The organism is Acidovorax sp. GW101-11A03, from assembly GCF_059424825.1.
Genome location: NZ_JBWKZU010000018.1, coordinates 1 through 20918, shown reverse-complemented (window position 1 = coordinate 20918; position 20918 = coordinate 1). Strand labels below are relative to the sequence as shown.

Annotated in this window: 22 protein-coding genes and 1 riboswitch; of the genes, 11 read left to right on the top strand and 11 right to left on the bottom strand. The window is 66.9% G+C overall.

The genetic code is table 11. The features are described from left to right. Window positions 1-194 precede the first annotated feature (194 nt). The 3 genes from thiD to AC07Z7_RS09910 all read left to right on the top strand — a co-directional run bounded on the left by thiD (window position 195) and on the right by AC07Z7_RS09910 (window position 2287). A complete protein-coding gene (thiD, locus tag AC07Z7_RS09920; RefSeq protein ID WP_494766146.1) occupies window positions 195-1028 on the top strand; it encodes a bifunctional hydroxymethylpyrimidine kinase/phosphomethylpyrimidine kinase in 834 nt (277 codons plus the stop codon). Between the two features lie 385 nt (window positions 1029-1413). After that, complete coding sequence (locus AC07Z7_RS09915; RefSeq protein ID WP_494766145.1) at window positions 1414-1833, top strand: hypothetical protein; 420 nt, start codon at window positions 1414-1416, stop codon at window positions 1831-1833. A gap of 1 nt (window position 1834) precedes the next feature. Next, a complete protein-coding gene (locus AC07Z7_RS09910) occupies window positions 1835-2287 on the top strand; it encodes an ABA4-like family protein (RefSeq protein ID WP_494766144.1) in 453 nt (150 codons plus the stop codon). Here AC07Z7_RS09910 and AC07Z7_RS09905 read toward each other — a convergent pair. The 11 genes from AC07Z7_RS09905 to AC07Z7_RS09855 form a co-directional block, all read right to left on the bottom strand. Next, window positions 2284-3564 carry a purine-cytosine permease family protein gene (locus AC07Z7_RS09905; protein ID WP_494766143.1) on the bottom strand — a complete coding sequence of 427 codons (1281 nt, stop codon included), beginning with the start codon at window positions 3562-3564 and terminating at the stop codon, window positions 2284-2286. The genes AC07Z7_RS09910 and AC07Z7_RS09905 overlap by 4 nt on opposite strands. A gap of 68 nt (window positions 3565-3632) precedes the next feature. Then, window positions 3633-3737, bottom strand: a riboswitch (TPP riboswitch). 57 nt (window positions 3738-3794) lie between these two features. After that, a complete protein-coding gene (locus tag AC07Z7_RS09900) occupies window positions 3795-4853 on the bottom strand; it encodes an NAD(P)/FAD-dependent oxidoreductase (protein ID WP_494766174.1) in 1059 nt (352 codons plus the stop codon). 31 nt (window positions 4854-4884) lie between these two features. Next, entirely contained in the window at window positions 4885-5214 is a 330-nt protein-coding gene (fdxA, locus tag AC07Z7_RS09895; RefSeq protein WP_108618795.1) for a ferredoxin FdxA, read from the bottom strand. Window positions 5215-5329: 115 nt separating this feature from the next. Then, window positions 5330-6700 carry a sulfate adenylyltransferase subunit 1 gene (locus AC07Z7_RS09890; RefSeq protein WP_494766142.1) on the bottom strand — a complete coding sequence of 457 codons (1371 nt, stop codon included), beginning with the start codon at window positions 6698-6700 and terminating at the stop codon, window positions 5330-5332. Between the two features lie 14 nt (window positions 6701-6714). Next, complete coding sequence (gene cysD / locus AC07Z7_RS09885) at window positions 6715-7668, bottom strand: sulfate adenylyltransferase subunit CysD (RefSeq protein WP_252661867.1); 954 nt, start codon at window positions 7666-7668, stop codon at window positions 6715-6717. 22 nt (window positions 7669-7690) lie between these two features. Then, window positions 7691-8314, bottom strand: a complete 624-nt coding sequence (locus AC07Z7_RS09880) for a phosphoadenosine phosphosulfate reductase domain-containing protein (protein WP_252661866.1) — start codon at window positions 8312-8314, stop codon at window positions 7691-7693. Between the two features lie 50 nt (window positions 8315-8364). Next, the gene (locus AC07Z7_RS09875; protein WP_252661872.1) at window positions 8365-8751 is read right to left on the bottom strand and encodes a DUF934 domain-containing protein; all 387 of its coding nucleotides are present in this window, start codon (window positions 8749-8751) and stop codon (window positions 8365-8367) included. A 36-nt stretch (window positions 8752-8787) separates the two neighbouring features. Next, the gene (locus AC07Z7_RS09870) at window positions 8788-10572 is read right to left on the bottom strand and encodes a nitrite/sulfite reductase (RefSeq protein WP_494766141.1); all 1785 of its coding nucleotides are present in this window, start codon (window positions 10570-10572) and stop codon (window positions 8788-8790) included. A 24-nt stretch (window positions 10573-10596) separates the two neighbouring features. Beyond that, window positions 10597-11400 (bottom strand): sulfite exporter TauE/SafE family protein, encoded by an 804-nt coding sequence (locus AC07Z7_RS09865; RefSeq protein WP_252661864.1) that lies wholly within the window; start codon window positions 11398-11400, stop codon window positions 10597-10599. A 131-nt stretch (window positions 11401-11531) separates the two neighbouring features. Then, window positions 11532-13472, bottom strand: coding sequence for a bifunctional tRNA (5-methylaminomethyl-2-thiouridine)(34)-methyltransferase MnmC2/FAD-dependent 5-carboxymethylaminomethyl-2-thiouridine(34) oxidoreductase MnmC1 (gene mnmC / locus AC07Z7_RS09860; protein ID WP_494766140.1), 1941 nt, complete (start codon window positions 13470-13472; stop codon window positions 11532-11534). 31 nt (window positions 13473-13503) lie between these two features. Further along, window positions 13504-13776 carry an oxidative damage protection protein gene (locus AC07Z7_RS09855; RefSeq protein WP_015013765.1) on the bottom strand — a complete coding sequence of 91 codons (273 nt, stop codon included), beginning with the start codon at window positions 13774-13776 and terminating at the stop codon, window positions 13504-13506. A 159-nt stretch (window positions 13777-13935) separates the two neighbouring features. On the opposite strand from AC07Z7_RS09855, the gene AC07Z7_RS09850 reads away from it, so the two are divergent. The 8 genes from AC07Z7_RS09850 to AC07Z7_RS09815 all read left to right on the top strand — a co-directional run. Continuing rightward, the gene (locus AC07Z7_RS09850; protein WP_494766139.1) at window positions 13936-14958 is read left to right on the top strand and encodes a sulfate ABC transporter substrate-binding protein; all 1023 of its coding nucleotides are present in this window, start codon (window positions 13936-13938) and stop codon (window positions 14956-14958) included. Between the two features lie 186 nt (window positions 14959-15144). Then, on the top strand, window positions 15145-15735 hold the full coding sequence (gene ssuE, locus AC07Z7_RS09845; RefSeq protein ID WP_296021418.1) for an NADPH-dependent FMN reductase: 591 nt from the start codon (window positions 15145-15147) through the stop codon (window positions 15733-15735). A gap of 174 nt (window positions 15736-15909) precedes the next feature. Then, the gene (locus AC07Z7_RS09840) at window positions 15910-16875 is read left to right on the top strand and encodes a sulfonate ABC transporter substrate-binding protein (RefSeq protein WP_494766138.1); all 966 of its coding nucleotides are present in this window, start codon (window positions 15910-15912) and stop codon (window positions 16873-16875) included. Window positions 16876-16908: 33 nt separating this feature from the next. After that, on the top strand, window positions 16909-17943 hold the full coding sequence (locus tag AC07Z7_RS09835) for a sulfonate ABC transporter substrate-binding protein (protein ID WP_494766137.1): 1035 nt from the start codon (window positions 16909-16911) through the stop codon (window positions 17941-17943). A gap of 39 nt (window positions 17944-17982) precedes the next feature. Beyond that, entirely contained in the window at window positions 17983-19146 is a 1164-nt protein-coding gene (gene ssuD, locus AC07Z7_RS09830; protein WP_494766136.1) for an FMNH2-dependent alkanesulfonate monooxygenase, read from the top strand. A 15-nt stretch (window positions 19147-19161) separates the two neighbouring features. After that, on the top strand, window positions 19162-19539 hold the full coding sequence (locus tag AC07Z7_RS09825) for a VOC family protein (RefSeq protein WP_094290725.1): 378 nt from the start codon (window positions 19162-19164) through the stop codon (window positions 19537-19539). Continuing rightward, the gene (gene ssuC / locus AC07Z7_RS09820; RefSeq protein ID WP_252661857.1) at window positions 19536-20405 is read left to right on the top strand and encodes an aliphatic sulfonate ABC transporter permease SsuC; all 870 of its coding nucleotides are present in this window, start codon (window positions 19536-19538) and stop codon (window positions 20403-20405) included. The genes AC07Z7_RS09825 and ssuC overlap by 4 nt, the downstream gene beginning before the upstream one ends. A gap of 74 nt (window positions 20406-20479) precedes the next feature. Continuing rightward, on the top strand, window positions 20480-20918 hold a 439-nt coding region (locus tag AC07Z7_RS09815), incomplete at its 3' end, for an ATP-binding cassette domain-containing protein (RefSeq protein WP_494766135.1).

The window sequence follows — 20918 nt, the reverse complement described above, 5'->3', positions numbered from 1 at the left end:
GTTGCTGCGGGCCCCAGGGTATTTCTCAGTCGCACACCTTAGAACAGCTTCTAAACGGCGGGACACCCCTGTTTCGTCCGGAAAAATCAAATTACAGCACAAGCCCGCGCCGCCCTTTTTGCGCTGGCGCATAGGCCATAATTTTTGCCATGACTTCTTTGACCCCGCCGTCCTCCTCCTCGTCTGTGCCGTCCATGCCTTCCACACGCCGCTATGTGCGTGTGCTTTCCATCGCAGGCTCCGACAGCGGCGGCGGCGCGGGCATCCAGGCCGACCTCAAGACCTTCAGCGCCCTGGGCTGCTACGGCATGACGGCCATCACCGCCATCACCGCGCAGAACACCTGTGGCGTGACAGGCATCCACGGCGTACCGCCCGAGATGCTCAAGGCGCAGATCGACGCGGTGGTGCAGGACATCGGCGTGGACGCCATCAAGATCGGCATGCTGCATTCGCCCGAGGTGGTGCGTGTGGTGGCCGATGCCATCCGCAGCTACCAGCTGCCCCATGTGGTGCTGGACCCGGTGATGGTCGCCACTAGCGGCGACCGCCTGATCGCGCAGGAAACGGTGGGCGTGCTGGTGCAGGAGCTGTTTCCGCTGGCCGAGGTGATCACCCCCAACCTGGACGAAGCAGGCTGGCTGCTGGGCCGCAAGATCGACGGGGTGGATGCGCTGGACGCCGCTGCGCAGGCCCTGCGCGCGCTGGGCGCCCCGGCCGCGCTGCTCAAAGGCGGGCACCTGCCCGGGGACTGGGTGGTGGATGTGCTGGCCCTGCCAGACGGCACCTGCCAGCGCCTGGCATCGCAGCGCATTGCCACCCACAACGGCCACGGCACCGGCTGCACGCTGTCGTCGGCCATCGCATCGCACCTGGCGCTGGGCGCGCCCCTGCCGCAGGCGGTGGAACGCGCCCGGGCCTACATCCTGGGCGCCATTGCCGCCGGTGCCGATGTGACCACCGGGCGCGGCCATGGCCCGCTGAGCCATGGCTATGCGCCGGTGGCGCAGGTGGCAATGCAGGGCTGAAGATTTAGGCTTTTTTGGCGCCTTGCGCGCGTCCATCATGCGTTGTTGCTATAAGAATAGTAGTTCTCTCCGTGGCTGCTGGGAAATCGCCATAGGCTGAAAGCGCTGCCGAAACCTGTGGGCGCCCCTTTGGCGGGGCGCGCGATCCCGTGCCGTACAATCCGCGCCGGGCTGAAAGGCCGCCCACCTCGCAAAAGCGCAAGCACCTTTTTCTTTTCCCTTCCGCAAGCCTGGCTTGCATACCCTCCGTGGCCCGCAGCGAGATGAGCCACCTGTTTCTGGAGCCGGTATGCCCTCTCTTTTTGCTCGCGGACCGCGCGTTGCTGCCAAAGCCTTGTCGCCGTCGCCTTCCTCCCATCCTGCGTCTTCTCCTGCACAAGCCGCCATGCTGCGTGAGGCCAAGCGTTTGCACCGCGCCGCCACATCCGACGCGCTGTCAGAGGCCTTGCCGGTGCTCCGGCGGCTGCTGGCCGCGCGTGCGGTTCCGGCCTGCCCCTTGCAGGCGCTGTTCCGCGATCGCGCAAGCCTTCAGCGCAAGCATGTGCTGCGGATGCTGGCCTTCGAGGCGGGCCATGCGAGCTGGGAGGCCTACAGTCAGGCCCTGTCCAGCCTGGACTCCCAGTCGGTGGTGTTGTCGGTGGCGGCACAGCGCAGCACGGCCATGCTGAAGCACTGGTTTGTGGGCGAACAGCAGGCCGCGCAGTTCGCTTCGGCCCATGGCGGGCTGGTGACACGGGTTGGCCACCAAGGGGCTGTGGTGTGGCCGGTACCAGAGCGCCAAAGGGGCCGCGAGGGGGAGCGCTGAGATGAACGAAACCCTCTTTTCTGTGGCCAGCGTAGGTGCCATGCTGGGCTGGCTGGCGCTGGGTGTGGCGGTCATTGCGCCGCCGGGCCGCTTGCGGGCGTCACTGATAGTGGCAGCGGGGCGCTGGGTGCCTGCTGCACTGTGCGCCCTGTACGCCTGGTTGCTGGTCATGCACTGGGGCTCTGCACCGGGCGGGGGCTTTTCCAGCCTGGCTGCCGTGCAGGCCCTGTTTGCCGTGCCCGGCAAGGTGCTGGGCGGCTGGGTGCATTTTCTGGCATTCGACTTGTGGGTCGGGCACTGGATGGCCGCCGATGTCCTGGCGCGCGGTCGGGCGCGGTGGCCGCTGCTGGTCTTGTTGCCCGCCACCTTCATGTATGGCCCCTTGGGCTTGCTGCTGTACCTGGCCACACGGCTGGCAGGGGCCCAGCCATCCCCTGCGGGCCCTGGCCGTTAGCGGCTGCGCGGCCGGGTGGCCCAGGCCAGCGCAAAGCTGAACGCCAGCGCTGGCAGGGCCGAGCCCGCACCCGGCAGCACCTTGGGCGCCAGGTGGTACACGGCGATGCCCGCCAGCCAGATGGCCACGGGCGCCACATTCACCTTGCGCGCAGCCGCCAGCAGGGCGGTCGCATCGGTGCCAAAGGCCAGGCGCCCCAGAATCACGCCAAACAGCGGCACAAACACCGAGCTGAGCAGCAGCAAAAACGGCTCCAGGCTGTGCATGGGCAGCACCAGCGCCAGCCCCGTGCAAAGTGCGGCCACCAGCAGGCCCCAGGCGCGCACGCCAAAACGTGGCAGCAGGCTATGGGCCGACACGGCGCCCGAATAGGTGTCGCCATAGGCGTTGTCCACCTCGTCGATCAGGATCAGCGACAGCGCGATCAGCCCACCCTGGGCCAGCAGCAGCGCCTGCACAAGGTCCTTGCTCGGCAAGGTCAGCGCCACCAGCACACCCAGGCTGTAGCACCACATGTTGGCCAGCGCATAGCCCAGCCAGGTGCCGCGCAATGCCGAGCCACCGTTTTTGCCATGGCGCGCATAGTCGGCCACCAGGGGCAGCCACGAAATCGGCATGGCGATCACCAGGTCCAGCGCGGGCAACACGCCCATGCCGCCTGCGCCCTGGCGCGTCCACAGCGCTTCAAAACCCTGGGCCTGGGCCAGCGACAAGAACTGCCACGACAGCCACAGCAGCGACAACACCACCAGCGGCAGCGCCACGCGCGCAATCACCTTGCGCACCAGTTGGACCATCGAGCCGCTGATGAGCAGCATCACCACGCTGCCCCACAGCAGCGTGGCCAGCACCGGCCAGTGGGCACCCGCCATGGCCCCCGACTGCTGGCCGATGGCCACAGTGGCATCGCGCATCACCACCAGCTCGAACGTGCCCCAGCCCACCAGCTGCACGATGTTCAGGATGATGGGCAGGCTGGCAAAGGTGCGGCCATACACAGCATGCATCAGCCCCGCGCTGGCCAGGCCGCTGTCGCAACCCAGCTTGGCCACCCAGCCCAGCAGGCCCGCGCCCACGATGGAGCCGGCGACGATGGCAATCAGTGCCTCTTTGGTGCCCAGCGCGGGCATCAGGTACGCGCCCACCTGCATGACCAGCAGGCCCACGCCCAGGCTGAACCAGAGCGAGGCATGGTCATGCCACTGGAAGACGCGGCGGTCAGAGGAGACGGGGGCCAGCGCTTCGTTGGTGGCGTGCGTGGCGGGGGATGAGGACATGGTGGGCTCCGTAAGCAGATACAGAGCAGGGGCCGCCCACCGGTGCGCCCTGACGTGTTCAGAGCCGTGCAATGGCGGACTTGCTTCCCTGCGCGAGGATGATCTCAATCAGGTTCAAAGGGACTCTCTCAGTCGAAGTGGGCAGGCCCACATCGACACCCCTAGCGGTAGCGCTTGCAAAAGCAGCGCGCTGCGGATTGTAGTGGCGTGTGTGGCCGCTGTGCGCCCGGTCAGGCGGCAGCAGGGGCGGGCGCCACGCCCAGCAACTGGTGCAGGCGCGGGCTGGTGGTGGTGTATTGCAGCGCCACCTTGTCGCCCTTGAGCGCCTCGGCGGCGCCGAAGGCGGCCAGCGTGGCCTCGTGGAAGCCGCACAGGATGAGCTTGCGCTTGCCGGGGTAGGTGTTGATGTCGCCCACGGCGTAGATGCCGGGCACGCTGGTGCGGAAGGCTTCGGTGTCCACCACCAGCTGCTTGCGATCCATGGCGATGCCCCAGTCGGCGATGGGGCCGAGGCGGGGTGAGATGCCCAGCACGGCCACCAGCAGGTCCAGCGCCAGGGCCCGGGTGCTGCCGTCCGCATCCACCACCTGTAGTGCGGTGAGGCGGTCGCCCACGGTGTCAATGCCGGTGATCTGTGCGGCCTCGACGTGGATGCGGCCTGCGTCGCGCAATTGCTGCAGGCGTTGCAGCAAGGTTTCAGGCGCCTGGAAGACGTCGCGGCGGTGCAGCAGGCTGACGCGGGCGGGCTGGCCTTGCTCTGCCAGTTCGACGGCGCGGGCCACGGCGGGCTCGTCACCGCCGTGCACTACCACGTGGCGCCCGGCCACATCCAAGCTGGCGGGGAGGTTCTGGTAGTGCAGCTGGGTGCCCACAAAGCGCTCGATGCCGTCCACCTTGAGCGTGCGCGGCACAAAGGCGCCCACGCCTGCGGCGATGAACACGCTGCGGGCCAGCAGTTGTGCGCCTTGCGAGGTTTCGACCAGCAGGCGCCCGTCCGCTTGTACGGTGAGGGCGGACACCAGCGTGTTCAGGTGCCACTGGGTCTTGAAAGGGGCAATCTGCTGAAGCAGCAGACCGGCCAGCTCGCGCCCGGTGCACACGGGGATGCCCGGGATGTCGTAGATGGGTTTGTCGCCGTACAGCTCGACGCACTGGCCACCCGCATGGGGCAGGGCGTCGATGGCGTGGGCGGTGATGCCCTGCAGGCCCAGCTGGAAGACCTGGAACAGGCCCACGGGGCCTGCGCCGATGACGACCGCGTCGGTCTCTACAACGGCGGGCGTTTGCAAAGCCGGGTTCACCAAGGGGCGCCTGTTTGGCTTACTTCACCAGATCGTTGATTTTCCCGGGCTTGCCATTCCACTCATCGGCGTCGGGCAGCGCGGGCTTGCGCTTGGTGATGCTCTTCCAGCCGTCGGCAAAGGCCAGGTCGGCGTTGAGCTTGATGAAGGCGATCTGGTCTGCGGGCAGGTCTTCTTCCGCAAAGATGGCGTTGGCCGGGCATTCGGGGATGCACACGGCGCAGTCGATGCATTCGTCAGGATCGATGACGAGCATGTTCGGGCCTTCGCGGAAGCAGTCCACGGGGCACACGTCCACACAATCGGTGTACTTGCACTTGATGCAGTTTTCGGAGACGACGTGGGTCATGACAGGAGTTGTGTGGGTCGGTGAAAACCCTCGATTTTAAAAGCTTTCACCGACCTTTGGTTACAGGGTCCCTCACCCCGATGGGGTGACTGGGGGGTTGGGGTGCTGATTTGGGTCAGTGGACCAGCACGGCGCCAGCGGTTTTGTGGCTGGCGGTGTCCACCAGGATCAGCGAGCCCAGCACGCGGGCCTGGCCGAAGGCGGCAGCCGGGATGGCCTCTTGCAGCACGAGCTGGACATGGCCAATGGCGTTGGGGTCGAGCTGCGTGGCGGCTTCTTCAGCCAGCGTGTTGATGTTGAGCTTGTGCACCACGGCTTTCACCTTGGCCTTGACCCAGCGGTGTCCGTGCAGCGCCCAGTAAACGCGGCCCGCAACCAGGGGCTCGTCGTCCATCCAGGCGATGGTGGTCTGCAGTTCACGGCTGGCAGGCCAGGCCGGGGTTGCGGCGGGTGTGTCGCCAAAGTCGTCGTCAGCAGGCGCTGCGGCGGCCGTGGGGGCGGCCAGGATCCAGTCGCCGCGCGAGACATCCACCTCGCGGTCCAGAATGATGCCGGCGCTGGTGCCTGCGGGCACATCGGTGGGGCGGCGGGCGTGGTCCAGCACCTGGGCCACGGTGGCCAGCTGGCCGCTGGGGAAAACCTGTACGGCGGTGCCGGGCGCAAAGCTGCCTGCGGCCACGCGGCCCCAGAACACGCGGCGGCCCTGGCTGGTGTCGGAGGAGGACGAGAACTTCTCGACCCACTGCACCGGGAAGGCCGGTGCCAGCGCCGTGTCGGCGGGCGTGTTGGGCAGCACTTCGAGCACCTGCAGCAGCGTGGGGCCTTCGTAGCCGCACCAGCCCGCGTGGGCATCGACCACGTTCCAGCCCTTGAGGGCGGACACGGGCACGGTGGCACGCACGGCGATGCCAGCGGCCTGCGCGAAGGACTGCAGCGCGCCCTGGATGTGCTTCCAGGCCAGCGCAGGGTCTTCCACCGCGTCGAGCTTGTTCACGGCAAACACCAGCGAATGCACGCGCAGCAGATGCACCAGCAGGCTGTGGCGGCGGGTTTGGGGCAGCAGGGCCAGATCGGGGTTCTTCCAGTCGAGCTTGGTCGCATCGACCAGCACCACGGCGGCGTCGGCGCTGCTCGCGGCCGTGACCATGTTGCGCGTGTACTGCTCGTGGCCGGGCGCGTCGCCAATGATGAACTTGCGCTCTTCGGTGGCGAAGTAACGGTAGGCCACGTCAATGGTGATGCCTTGCTCGCGCTCGGCGCTGAGGCCGTCGGTCAGCAGGGCCAGGTCGGTCTCGCCCTGGCGCTGCACGCCAGCCAGGTGGTCTTGCAGCACGGCCTTGCTGTCCACCAGCAGGCGGCCGATCAGCGTGCTCTTGCCGTCGTCCACCGAGCCACAGGTGATGAACTTGAGGGCGGAAACATGGCTATTTTGGGCTTCACCGCCCGTCTGATATGCGTTGGCAGCTATAGAATTGGTAGTAGTCATCAGAAGTGCCCGTCTCAGAAATAGCCGTCTTTTTTGCGCTTCTCCATCGAAGCGTCGGAGGTCTTGTCGTCCATGCGGGTCGCGCCGCGCTCGCTCACGTCTGCGGCCAGGGTCTCGATGACGATCTCGGCCGGGGTGGCAGCGGTGCTTTCCACCGGTGCGGTGCAGGTGATGTCGCCCACGGTGCGGAAGCGCACGTCGCGTGTTTCCACCACGTCGCCTTCGCGCGGCGGGGTCAGCTCGGTCACGGGCATCAGCAGGCCCTTCTTGTCCACCACCTGGCGCTTGTGCGTGTAGTAGATGCTGGGCAGGCCGATCTGCTCGCGGTCGATGTACTGCCACACGTCCAGCTCGGTCCAGTTGCTGATGGGGAACACGCGGAAGTGCTCGCCGGGGTGCAGGCGGGTGTTGAACAGGGTCCACAGTTCGGGGCGCTGGGCCTTGGGCTGCCATTGGCCGAAGCTGTCGCGGTGGCTGAAGATGCGCTCCTTGGCGCGCGCCTTTTCCTCGTCGCGGCGGGCACCGCCGATGAGGGCGTCAAAGCGGAATTCCTCGATGGCTTCGAGCAGCGTGACCGACTGGTGTACGTTGCGGCTCTCGCCCGGGTGGGCCAGGCGCACGGTGCCACGTGCCATCGAATCCTCCACGCTGCGCACGATGAGTTCTGCGCCCAGTTCCTTCGCGCGGAAGTCGCGGAAGTCCGTCACTTCGGGGAAGTTGTGGCCCGTGTCGATCATCAAGAGCGGGTAGGGAATGCGGCCCGCGCCAAAGGCCTTCTCGGCGCACTTGAGCATGACCAGCGAATCCTTGCCGCCCGAGAACAGCAGGGCGGGGCGCTCGAAGGCGGCGGCGACTTCGCGCAGGATGAAGATGGTTTCTTCTTCCAGCGCGTCCAGGTGGGAGTTGTTGAGGTGGTAGCTCATGTTGTTGGTTTTCTCAAGCAGCGCTGAGTCGGTGCGGGCGTTCATGGTCGGGCCTTGGGCGGGCGGATCAGTGCGCAATGTGCAGGCCACACTCGCGGTTGTCTTCGCCTTTGGTGGGGTCCACGTAGTCGAAGTTATTGGGCAGGCCGTGCTTCACGCAGTATTCGTGCAGGTCCTTGGACGACCAGTGCAGCAGCGGTGCGACCTTGATGAGGCCATCGGGGTTGATGCTCACCGGGTCCATCTGCGCGCGCACGGCGGTGTCGGTGGCGCGCAGCGCGGTGAACCAGACCTTGGGCGCCGTTTCGCGCAGGGCGCGGGCAAAAGGTTCCAGCTTCACCTCTTCGGTGAAGGCGGCGTGGCGTGGGTCGTCCAGCGCGGGCGTAGGGCCGTCCACCGCTTCACGGTGGGCGCGCGAACGGCGGGGCAGGTAGATCTTCAGGTTCAGGCCCAGCTGCTTGGTCACCTCGTCGGCAAAGCGGTAGGTGGCTTCGGTGTTGTAGCCGTTGTCCATCCAGACCACGGGCACATCGGGGTTCACCCGCGACACCATGTGCAGGATCACCGCTTCGAACGGGCGGAAGTTGGTGGTGACGATGGGGCTCTGGCCCAGGCCCAGGGCCCAGGCGACGAGGCCCTCGGCGTTGCGGCCGAGTTCCGCGTTGATGCGTGCGAGATCGATGTGGCTCATGGTGAGGGGGCTCGTGTTTCGGTGCAGCGGGTGCGTGGGCGGTGCGCCTATCAGGCGGCCTTGGCCGCAAACAGGGGTTGGGGGTTCACGGCGTCGCCCTGGTAGAAGCCAGGGAAGCGTTCAAACTGGCGCTGCGCATCGGCAGCGTCCACGCCCTCGCGCAGCACGGCGCTGGAGAAGCCCGTGCGCTGCATCTGCACCAGCTGGTCGATCAGCACATCGCCCGTGGCGCGGATCTCGCCCGTAAAGCCACGGCGGCGGCGCAGCAGGAAGGCCTGGCTGAAGGCGCGGCCATCGGTGAAGTTGGGAAAGTGCAGGTCCACACGCTCCACGCCTTCCAGCGGCAGTGCCATGGCGTCGGCATCGTTGGCCAGCGCCACCACGCGGGCGTCGCCTTCTGCCGGGGGCTGGTGTTCGTGGGATGCGAGAAGTTTCAGGTTCATCATCGTTCCGGGATCGGGGGCAGTGCGGCTTCAGGCCGTGGCCAGGGTTTCGTCTTTGTGGCGGGCGAGCTTGGCGGCTTCCTTGAAGGGGTCCAGGCCCGCGCGGCGCACGGTGTTCTGGAAGGTCTCGCCGCTTTCGCGCAGGTCGCGGTAGGTGTTCAGCACGGCCTCGATCACATCCGGCACTTCAGCGGCCGAGAACGAGGGGCCAATCACCTTGCCTGCCACGGCAGCGCCCGACAGGTCGGAGCCATCGGAGCCGCCCAGCGTCACCTGGTACCACTCCTTGCCGTCTTTATCGACGCCCAGGATGCCGATGTGGCCGCTGTGGTGGTGGCCGCAGCTGTTGATGCAGCCGCTGATGTGCAGGTCGATCTCGCCGATGTCGTCCAGCTCGTCCAGGTCTTGATAACGCTGGGTGATGGCTTCGGCAATCGGCAGCGAGCGGGCGTTGGCCAGTGCGCAGAAGTCGCCGCCGGGGCAGGCGATCATGTCGGTGAGCAACTGCACATTGGCGCTGGCCAGGCCCAGGGCCCTGGCTTCTTGCCACAGGTCGAACAGGCGGCTGGCGTGCACCCAGGGCAGCAGCACGTTCTGGTCGTGGGTCACGCGGGCTTCACCGGCGGAATACTTGTCCACCAGGTCGGCCAGGGCGATGAGCTGGTCGCTGGTGGCGTCGCCAGGCGACTGGCCGGGGCGCTTGAACGACAGCGTCACGGCGCGCAGCTGGGGGTTCTGGTGCGGGTGCACATTGCGCTGCAGCCAGCGGCCAAACATCACATGCTCTGCAGCCTGCGCGTCCAGCTGTGCCTGCAGGGCCTCGGGCGCCACGTCGGCAATGTCCGCCAGCTTCGGTGCCACAAAGCATGCGGCCACGCGGTCGAACTCGGCCTGCGGGATGGTGTGGGGGCCACCGTCGATCTCCAGAATCTGGCGGTATTCGGCTTCCACATCGTCGATGTACTGCTGGCCTTCAGACTTCACCAGAATCTTGATGCGGGCCTTGTACTTGTTGTCGCGGCGGCCATGCTCGTTGTACACGCGCACGATGGCCTCGATGTAATTCATGATCTGGTTCCAGGGCAGGAACTCGCGGATCACGGTGCCGATGACCGGCGTGCGGCCCATGCCGCCGCCCACAAACACCTTGAAGCCGATCTCACCCGCGTCGTTCTTGACCAGGTGCAGGCCCACGTCGTGCCAGCCGGTGGCGGCGCGGTCGTCCTTGGCACCGGTGATGGCGATCTTGAACTTGCGCGGCAAGAACGCGAACTCGGGGTGCAGCGTGGACCACTGGCGGATCAGCTCCGCATAGGGGCGGGGATCCACGATCTCGTCCACGGCGATGCCTGCTAGCGCGTCGGTGGTGGTGTTGCGGATGCAGTTGCCGCTGGTCTGGATGCCGTGCAGGTTCACGCTGGCGAGCAGGTCCATCACGTCCGCGCTTTTGGACAGCGGAATCCAGTTGAACTGCACATTGGTGCGCGTGGTGAAGTGGGCGCAGTGCGTGGGCAAGAACGTGGTGCCCAGCTTGCCCTGGCCTTCCATGGCGGCCTTGAAGACGGCGGCTTCGGGCTCGTCGTATTCGCGGGCAATCTGTGCCAGCACGCGCAGCTGGCGGCTGGCGATCTCGCCGTAAGGCACGGCCACGCGCAGCATGGGGGCGTAGCGCTGCACATACCAGCCGTTTTGCAGGCGCAGGGGGCGGAAGTCGTCCTCGCTCAGCTTGCCCGTCTGCCAGCGGGTGAGCTGGTCGCGGAACTGGTGAGCGCGCTGCTGCACGAACTGGGTGTCGAATTCTGTGTATTGGTACATCGTGGGGCGGGAACCGGGCGGTTCCTAGATCAGAATCAATTTGAAGCCTGCCCAGGCCAGCAGGACGGACAGGGCGGAGCGGATCAGGCGCTCAGGCGTGCGGGTGACCAGGCGCGAACCCAGCCAGATGCCCGGCAGCGAGCCAGCCAGCAATTGTGCAAGCAAAGGCCAGTCCACCGAGCCCAGCGACGCATGTCCCAACCCTGCCACCAGGGTCAAAGGCACGGCATAGGCAATGTCGGCGCCGATGATGCGCGGCAGCGGCAGCAGGGGGTAGACCAGCAGCAGCACCGTGACGCCGATGGCACCGGCACCCACCGAGGTGAACGTGACCAGCGTGCCGATCACGGCGCCCAGCAGCACGGGCAGGCTCCAGTGGCGGGGGCGGGTGGCGTCGCCCGTGTGGGTCTTGCGGGCGGCCGCTTCGGCTGCCTGGCGCTGGGCAGAAAACGCAACCACCTTGTAGAGCGTGGCCGCCGCCGTGAGCAGCAGGGCAAAGCCCAGTGTGGTGGTCATGATGGCTTGGGCCGTGCTACTGGCCGGGCCCAGTACCTTGAGCGCCCACAGCGCCAGCAACGCCGCCGGGATGCTGCCAGCGCACAGCTGGCCCACCACTTTCCAGGGCACCAGGCGTTGGCGTGCCAGGCTCACGGTGCCGCCCATCTTGGTAAAGGCCGCAAACAGCAGATCGGTGCCCACGGCCATGTGCGGCTTCACGCCGAAGAAGAAGATCAGGATCGGCGTCATGAGCGAGCCACCGCCCACACCGGTCAGGCCCACGATGAGCCCGACGGCAAAGCCCGCAAAAACAAACGCCAATTCATGCATGGCGGCGAATGTAGAGGGGCTTCTTATGGATGCAAACTATTGTTTTGCTCTGCCAATATGTCGATTTGTTTATAAGTAAGGATTGGCGCGGGCTGGCAGGGGGGATGCTGGACTCGCCCGCTTCCCTTGATCTATTGCAGCCGCTCGGTGCCCAGCGCCTTGGCTAGCCGCGCATCCAGCGGCAGCGGCTCGCCCTGCAGCCGGGCCGCGAGCAGTTCGCCGCACAGCAGCGCCAGTGTGAGCCCGCGTGCGCCCATGGCGGTGCTGACCCACAGCCCAGGCAGGTGCGCCGGGTCCACGGGGCCCGCGATGGGCAGGCGGTCGGGCGCGGTGCAGCGCACGGCGGCCCAGGTGCGCAGGGCGGCGGGCTCGCCCGGGGCGGGCTGGGGGGCGGGGGCGTTCAGCACCTGGGCGAACAAGGGCTCCAGCTGCGGCGCGATGCCGGGCAGCAAGCCCTGCAGCTTGGCCCAGTTGGTGCCGTGGGCGGCGTGGACGTCGGCTGCGCTGGGCGGCAGCGCCTGCACATCGCGCTCGAACGTCGAGCCCATCACCCAGCCTTGCTCGCCTTGAGGGTTGTCGCCCAGCGGGAATCGGGGTACCAGGTTGCCGTTGCCGTTGGCCGGGAATGGGAGCAATGGCAGCAGTGGCCTTGCCGGATCGGAATGTTTGCCCCAGGACACCTGCCCGCGCACCGGCTGCAGGGGCCAGCGGTGGTTCAGCAAGGCCAGGCTGCCCGCGCCTGCGGCAATGACCACCGTGGGGGCCTCGGCCAGCACCTGGCCCTGGGCATCGATCGCCTGCCAGGTGGCGGTGGGCGTTTCCACACGCCGCAATTGGGCCACCGCGCAATGCCCCTGCCATTGAATGCCGGGTTGGCTCAGCAAGGCCCTGGCCAGGCGCGCCGGGCGCACCCAGCCCGCCTGGTGGTGCCAGCAGGCGGTTGCGTCGGGCGGCAACTGGGCCGCGGCCAGGGCAGCGGGGGGCGCGGGCTCGCTCCAGGCGGCGCCCGGCCCTTGGGTCCAGTTGGGTGACAGGCCGGGCGTGCCATCAGTACGGTGTTCGAGCACGCCGCAGTGCGCCCAGTCCACCCCCTCGTTCAGCAACCAGCGGGCCTGCTCCAGCGCGGCGCGGATGCCGCTGCGCGACAGGCGCGACAGCACGCTGTCATCGGGCGACACATGGGGGGCGAACACCCCGGCGGGCAGGGCTGAGGCGCCCGCAGCGGGCTCGGGGGCCTGGTCCAGCACCGTGACCTGCCAGCCGCGCCGGGCCAGGCTGGCGGCGGCGGCGGCACCTGCAATGCCCCCGCCGATCACGATGCAGGGGCCGGGCTGGGCGGGTTCGGGCGCCACCGCAGGCTGGCGCGTGGTGCGTGGCTCCCAGCGCGGGTTGAAGATGGCGTGCAGGTTGTCACGTTTGGGCGGCACGCCGGGCACACGGGCCACTTCAAAGCCACATTGCGCCAGCGCATCGCGCACGGCGCGGGCAATGGTCCAGGTGGCCAGGCGGGTACCGCGTCGGCAACAGCGTGCCACGGCCTTCAGGGTGTGCAGGTCCCAGCTTGCGGGGTTGCGCTGGGGGCTGAAGCCGTCGAGGTAGATGGAATCCACCACCAGGTTCTGCTGGCGCAGCATGGCCTGGGTGTCGCCCACATACAGGGTGAGCAGCACCCGGCCCTCGTCAAAACGCAGGCGGTGCACGCCCGGCAGCAGGCCCCACCATTGCTGGTGCAGTGCTTCTGCCAGCGGCGCCAGTTCGGGGTGGACCGAGGTGGCGCGCAGCAGATCGTCGGCACTCACGGGCCACGCTTCGGTCGACACGAAGTGCAGCAGAGTAGGGCGCTCTGGGTCGGCCCGCCAGGCAGCCCATGTCACCAGGAAGTTCAGGCCAAAGCCAAACCCGGTTTCCAGAATGCGCCACTGCGACTGCCCGGCCCAGTTGGCGGGCAATCCGCAGCCGTGCAGAAACACCCGGCGGGCCTGGTCCAGGCCGCCGTTTTCGCTGTGGTAGCGGTCGCCGAAGCGAGGGCTGTAGGGAGTGCCGTCCGGCAGCCAGTCAACGGGCTCGGACATGACAGGCTGAACTGTGCGTATGCAGGCAGCTTTATGCGCTGGGGGGGACGTAGCCCGCTGCGGCGTCTGCACCGCTGCCGAAGAAATGGTTCTCCATCTGGCGGGCCAGGTACTGGCGCGCGCGCGCATCGGCCAGGTTCAGGCGGTTTTCATTGACCAGCATGGTCTGGTGCTTGAGCCAGCCTGCCCAGGCTTCCTTGCTCACGCTTTCCCAGATGCGCTTGCCCAGTTCGCCGGGGTAGGGCGGAAAGTCGAGGCCTTCGGCTTCCTTGCCGAGCTTGATGCATTGAACGGTGCGTGCCATGGGAATTCCTTGCAGTGGGGGTGAGCGAAAAAGGCTTCGCTCAGATGATTTGGATATTAAGAACTGAAATCTCAGTAGTTCCAGTTTTGAAGAGGGCCTTCCAGAATGCGTTCCATCGGTGATTTGCACCGCACCACATTCACAAAAGAGGCCCTCCCCATGAACTTTCGCCGCGACTTTATCAAGTTTCCCTTCGCCGCCGCCCTGGTGGGCAGTTTGGCCCTGACGGCATTGCCGTCGTTTGCACAGTCTGTGACGCTGCTCAATGTGTCGTACGACCCCACGCGCGAGCTGTACGTGGAGTTCAACCAGGCCTTTGCCAAGCACTGGAAGGCCAAGACCGGCCAGGACGTGACCATCAAGCAAAGCCACGGCGGCTCGGGCAAGCAGGCGCGTTCCATCATCGACGGGCTGGACGCCGACGTGGCCACGCTGGCCCTGGCGGGCGACACCGATGCGCTGCACACCAACGGCGGCTGGATTCCGAAAGACTGGCAAAAGCGCTTACCGCACAACAGCTCGCCTTACACCTCCACCATCGTGCTGGTGGTGCGCCAGGGCAACCCCAAGGGCATCAAGGACTGGGACGACCTGGTGCGCACCGATGTGAAGGTGATCACGCCCAACCCCAAGACCTCGGGCGGCGCCCGCTGGAACTACCTGGCCGCGTGGGAATTCGCCAAGCGCAAGTACGGTGGCGACGCCAAGGCCAAGGACTTCGTGGCCAAGCTGTATGGCAACGTGCCCGTGCTGGACACCGGTGCGCGCGGCTCCACCATCACCTTCGCTCAGCGCAATCAGGGTGACGTGCTGATCGCCTGGGAGAACGAGGCCTACCTGCTCGAAAAGGAGTTCGGCACCAAGTTCGATGTGATCGCACCCTCTATCTCCATCCTGGCCGAACCCGCCGTGTCGGTGGTGGACAAGAACGTGGACAAGAAGGGCACCCGTGCCGTGGCCGAGGCCTACCTGCAGTACCTCTACACCGAAGAAGGCCAGGACATTGCGGGCAAGCACTTCTACCGCCCCGCTGTCTCTGACAAAGCCAAGGCCAAGTACGCCAAGCAGTTCCCCAAGCTGAACCTGTTCACCATCAACGACGCGTTCGGTGGCTGGGACAAGGCGGCCAAGGAGCACTTTGCGGACAACGCGAGCTTTGACCAGATCTACACGCGCAAGTAAGTAAGCCAGCAAGCCCGCCCGCCTCTGTGCGCGGGTGGGCAGTGCCCCGATCTCCACGCAAGAAACCCAGCCCGGGCGGGCCGGGCAGGGCGCTGTACGTCCTTTTTATAAGAAAAAACAGCCTTCTGCGCGCGTCCATCAAGCGCTGATAGCTATCAAAACAGTAGTAATCAAGGAATCCACACCATGTCCGCCTTGCTCATCGCTGGCAGCCCCTCCGAGCGTTCCCGCTCCGCCGCCTTGCTGGATGCCGTGGCCCAGCGCCTCTCGGTGCGTGGTGCGCTGGTGGACCGCATCCACATCCGCGACCTCTCGCCCCAGGCGCTGCTGCTGGCCGACTTTGGGCATCCCACGGTGGTGCATGCCATCGACCAGGTGGCCGATGCCAGCGTGCTGGTGGTGGCCACCCCGGTCTACAAGGCGGCCTACAGCGGGGTGCTCAAGGTGTTTCTGGACCTGCTGCCGCAAACGGCCCTCAAGGGCAAGACCGTGTTGCCCCTGGCCACGGGCGGTAGCCCGCACCACATGCTGGCGCTCGACTACGCGCTGCGGCCCGTGCTGCAGTCGCTGGGCGCCAAAAGCATCCTGCCTGGCATTTACGCCACCGATGCCCAGGTCACGCTGACGCCCGAGGGCAGCTACCACCTGCAGCCCGACATCGCCACGCGGCTGGACGACGCGGTGAATGTGCTCGTGACCGAAACCCTGCGCCCATCGCCCGCCCAGGCCACGCGGTTTGCGCCGGTGCCGTTCTCGCAGGTGCGATGTAGCGTCTGACACCGGCCTGGCGCTGCGGCCCTGCCGTGGTGCCAGCGCCTGCCTTCCTCCCCTTCGTCCTCTTTATTTTGATTTTGTTGCTGCGCCGGGTGCGCGGGCAGGGCGGTGTGCCGCCTGCTGCCAGCCCAGCCTGCTCGCCCATCCATCACCTGTTTTGAATCTGGAATCCGCACCATGAACGAACTGAACCGCTTCTCCCTGCAACGCCGCCAACTGCTGGCCGCGGTTGCTGCCACTACGGCAACGGTCGCAACGCCCCAGGCCTGGTCGCAAAGCGCTGGCCGCGTGCTGCGCGTGGGCCACCAAAAGGGCTGGCTCTCCATCCTCAAGGGCCGTGGCACGCTCGAAAAGCGCCTGGCCCCGCTGGGCGTGAAGGTGACCTGGACCGAGTTCAACGCGGGCCCCGTGCAGCTTGAAGCCCTCAATGTCGGCTCCATCGACTTTGGCGACGTGGGCGAAGCCCCGCCCATCTTTGCCCAGGCCGCTGGCGCGCCGCTGGTCTACGCCGGTGCCACCGTGCCGCGCCCCGCATTGGAGGCCGTGATCGTTCCCAGCGGTTCGCCCATCCGCAGCGTGGCCGACCTGAGGGCCAAGCGCGTGGCCTACAACAAGGGCTCCAACGTGCAGTATTTCCTGGTCAAGCTGCTGGAGAAGAACGGCCTGAAATACGGCGACGTGCAATCCATCTTCCTGGCCCCGGCCGACGCGCGGGCCGCGTTTGAACGCGGCGCGATCGATGCCTGGATCATCTGGGACCCCTTCCTCGCCGCCGCGCAAAAGCAGCTCGACGCGCGCCTGCTGGTCGATGCCACGGGCGTGGTCAACAACCGCGCCTACTACTTCACTTCGCGCGACTTCGCCACCAAAAACGCCGACGTGCTGCGCATTGCCATCGAAGAGGTCAATGCCATCGACACCTGGGTGTCCAAGAACAAGGACGCCGCCGCAGCCGAGCTGTCGGCCGTGCTGGGCCTGGACAAATCCATCACCGACCTGTACCTGAGCCGCGCCCGCTTCGGCACTGCGCCTGTCACGCGCGAGATCCTGTCCGAGCAGCAGGCGATTGCCGACACCTTCTTCGACCTGAAGCTCATCCCTAAAAAGCTCAACCTGCTGCACGCCGCGCCGGTGGACCTTTGAGGGCGGGCTCACAAAGCACTGCAAGGAGTCACCATGACCCACCTTCCCTTGAGCAATGAGCGCCGCCGCGCGCTGCAGCTGCTGGGCGTCACCGCCTTCCACTGGGTGCTGGCCAGCCGCTACGCCCATGCACAGAGTGCCACAGCGCATGGCCCTGCCGTGCAGGGCCCCGAGCAACTGCGCATCGGCTACCAGAAGTCGGCCGTCAACCTGGTCATCCTCAAGCAGCAGGGCGTGCTGGAAAAGCGCTTCCCTGGCACCCGCGTGAGCTGGCTGGAGTTTCCGGCCGGGCCGCAGCTGCTCGAAGCCCTGTCAGTCGGCAGCCTCGAATTCGGCCTGACTGGCGACTCGCCCCCCGTGTTTGCCCAGGCCGCTGGCAAAGACCTGCTCTACGTCGGTGCCGAGCCGCCCAAGCCCGACAGCTCGGCCTTGCTGGTGCTCAAGGACTCGCCCCTGCGCACCCTGTCCGACCTCAAGGGCCGCCGCATTGCCGTGCAAAAGGGCAGCAGCGCCCACTACCTGCTGGTCAAGGCGGTGGAGCGGGCCGGTTTGCAGTGGGCCGATATCCAGCCCGTGTACCTGACGCCAGCCGATGCGCGCGCCGCGTTCGAGCGCAAGAGCGTGGACGCCTGGGCCATCTGGGACCCGTTCTACGCCGCCACCGAGCTGGCCATCCAGCCCCGCGTGCTGGCCACGGGGCGCGACCTGGCCAGCAGCAACAACTCCTTTTACCTGGCGGCCCGCCCGTTTGTGCAGGCCCATCCCCAGGTGCTGCGTGTGCTGTTTGAAGAGCTCAGCCGCGCCGACCGTCTGGCGCAAGAGGCGCGCAAGGACGCGATCAAGCTCATTTCCGACTTCAGCGGCCTGGACGCGGGCGTGGTGAGCCTGTTCATCCAGCGCCGCCCCTCGTCTCCCGTGGGGCTGCTCTCGCCCGCCACGGTGGCCGACCAGCAGCGCGTGGCCGATGCGTTCTTCAAGCTCGGCCTGATCCCCAAACCCGTGAACGTGTCCGACATCGTGTGGCGGCCAGCGGCCGCGCAGCTGGCGGTTGCACTGGCCCGGCCCTGAAAAACCTGGGCAAGACCCCCATCCCGGAGGCATTCATTCATGAAAATTTTCTGGTTCATTCCTACCCACGGCGACAGCCGTTACCTTGGCACGGCCAAGGGTGCGCGCCAGCTCAACCACGACTACCTCAAGCAGGTCGCAGTGGCGGCCGACAGCCTGGGCTATGAAGGCGTGCTCATCCCTACCGGCCGCTCGTGCGAAGACCCCTGGGTGGTGGCGTCCAGCCTGCTGCCCGTCACACGCAACCTCAAGTTTCTGGTGGCCGTGCGCCCCGGCCTGCACCAGCCCGCGCTGGCCGCACGCATGGCGGCCACGTTCGACCGGCTCTCGGGCGGGCGCCTGCTCGTCAACCTGGTCACAGGCGGCGACCAGACCGAGCTGGAGGGCGATGGCGTGTTTCTGGACCACGCCACGCGCTACGAACAGTCGGCCGAATTCATCCGCATCTGGCGCGAGATCCTCACGCGCAGCCACCAGGGCGGAAGCCTGGACTACGAAGGCAAGCACCTGTCGGTGAAGGGCGCCAAGCTGCTCTTTCCGCCGCTGCAGCAGCCTCACCCGCCCGTGTACTTTGGTGGCTCGTCGCCCGCCGCGCACGACCTGGCGGCCGAGCAGGTCGAGACCTACCTGACCTGGGGCGAGCCACCGGCGGAAGTCGCCAGGAAAGTGGCGGACGTGCGTGCGCGCGCTGCAAAACATGGCCGCACCGTCAACTTCGGCATTCGCCTGCACGTCATCGTGCGCGAGACCGACGCGCAGGCCTGGGCCGCGGCCGAAGAACTCATCAGCCATGTGGACGACGACACCGTGGTGCGTGCGCAGGCCGTGTTTGCGCGCATGGACTCCGAAGGCCAGCGCCGCATGGCTGCGCTGCACGCCGGTGGCGCCAAGCGCAGCCGCAAGGACCTGGAGATCAGCCCCAACCTGTGGGCGGGCGTGGGCCTGGTGCGTGGTGGCGCGGGCACGGCCCTGGTGGGCGACCCCCAGACGGTGGCTGCGCGCATCGAGGAATACGCCGCGCTGGGCCTGGACACCTTTGTGCTGTCGGGCTACCCGCACCTGGACGAGGCCTACCGTTTTGCCGAGCTGGTGTTCCCGCTGTTGCCGCTGTCGGTGCGCAACCAGCTCACGGGCGGCAACCCGCACGGCCCGTTTGGCGAAACCGTGGCCAATGATTTTGTGCCACGCGCATCCCAAAGCTGAGTCAGGAGCACCACCATGGGCATTGCCGCCATCAACCATGTGCAACTGGCCTTCCCGGCCGGGGCCGAAGACGTGATCCGCCGCTTCTACACCGGCCTGCTGGGCCTGCCGGAAGTCCGCTTGCAGGCCGGTGCCACGCTGCGTTTTGCAGCGGGGGGCCAGCGCATCGACCTGGTGCCCACCGAGCACTGGCAACCCGTGCCCGCGGTGTCGCACCTCGCGCTGGAGGTGCAGAACCTGCCCGGCCTGCGCCACCGCCTGCTGCAGGCCGATGTGGCGCTGGATGAGACGCGGGTCCTACCCGGCTATCTGCGCTTTTATGCCAAAGACCCGGCGGGCAACCAGCTGGAGTTTTTGGAGCCCGACAACGAACTGCAGGAAACCACCCCATGACAAACGCCCAGACAGTTCGAGAACTGCAGGTATCCCCTGTGGCCGACGTGGCCGACCTGCCCATCGAAGGCCCCTTGCTGCCCGCACCCGTGGCGCGTTTTGCCCGGCAGCTCGCGCAGCGCCTGCTGCCCTGGGCCGTGCCCGTGGGGCTCATCGTGCTGTGGCAGATCGCCTCGTCGCAAGGCTGGCTCTCCACCCGCGTGCTGCCCGCGCCGCTGGAGGTCGTCAAGGCCGCCTGGGCCCTGACCGTGTCGGGCGAACTCTGGACCCATGTGCGGGTCAGCGCCGGCAGGGCCTTGACCGGGCTGGCCATTGGTGGCGGCCTGGGGTTGCTGCTGGGCTTGCTCACCGGCTCCATCAAGCTGTTCGAGACGCTGCTCGACTCCACCATCCAGATGGTGCGCAACATCCCTGCGCTGGCGCTGATTCCGCTGGTGATCCTGTGGTTCGGCATCGATGAAACGGCCAAGCTGTTTCTCATCAGCGTGTCGGTGTTCTTCCCGATCTACCTCAACACCTTCCACGGCATCCGCAATGTGGACCCGGGGCTGATCGAGATGGGGCGCACCTACGGGCTCAACCGCTGGCAGCTCTACAAGCAGATCATCCTGCCCGGGGCGCTCTCCAGCATCCTGGTGGGGCTGCGCTTCTCGCTCGGTTTGATGTGGGTGATCCTGATCGTGGCCGAGACCATCTCGGCGCAGGCGGGCATCGGCTACCTCACGATGAACGCACGCGAGTTTCTGCAGACCGACATCGTGCTCGTGGGCATCCTGCTGTATGCGCTGCTGGGCAAGCTGGCCGACGTCTTCGCCAAGGGCCTCGAACGGTACTGGCTGCGCTGGCATCCCGGTTACCAGGCATGACACCCGCTCTCGGCGTCTGAATACTCACTTTTTCATAGCTGCTAGCGCTTGATGGACAGGCGCAGGAGGCCATTTTGACTACCAATATTTCCCCACCGCCGCAGCCACAGGGCGTGCGCCTGGAAGTGCGCGGCGTGGACAAACGCTACGGCACGCGCGACGTGCTCAAGAAGACGGAGCTGGTCATCGAGCCCGGCGAGTTCGTCGCCATCGTGGGCCGCAGTGGCTGCGGCAAAAGCACGCTGCTGCGCCTGGTGGCGGGGCTGGAGTCGGTGTCGGGCGGCGCCATCCGCATCGACGGCGACCGCGTGGACGGCCTGAGCAGCAGCACCCGCATCATGTTCCAGGACGCGCGCCTGCTGCCCTGGAAGCGCGTGCAGGACAACGTGGCCCTGGGCCTGCCCCCCGGGCGGCGCGGCGCAGCGGCCGACGTGCTGGCCCGCGTGGGCCTGGGCGACCGGCTGGGCGAATGGCCCGCGCGCCTGTCCGGCGCCCAGCGCCAGCGCGTGGCCC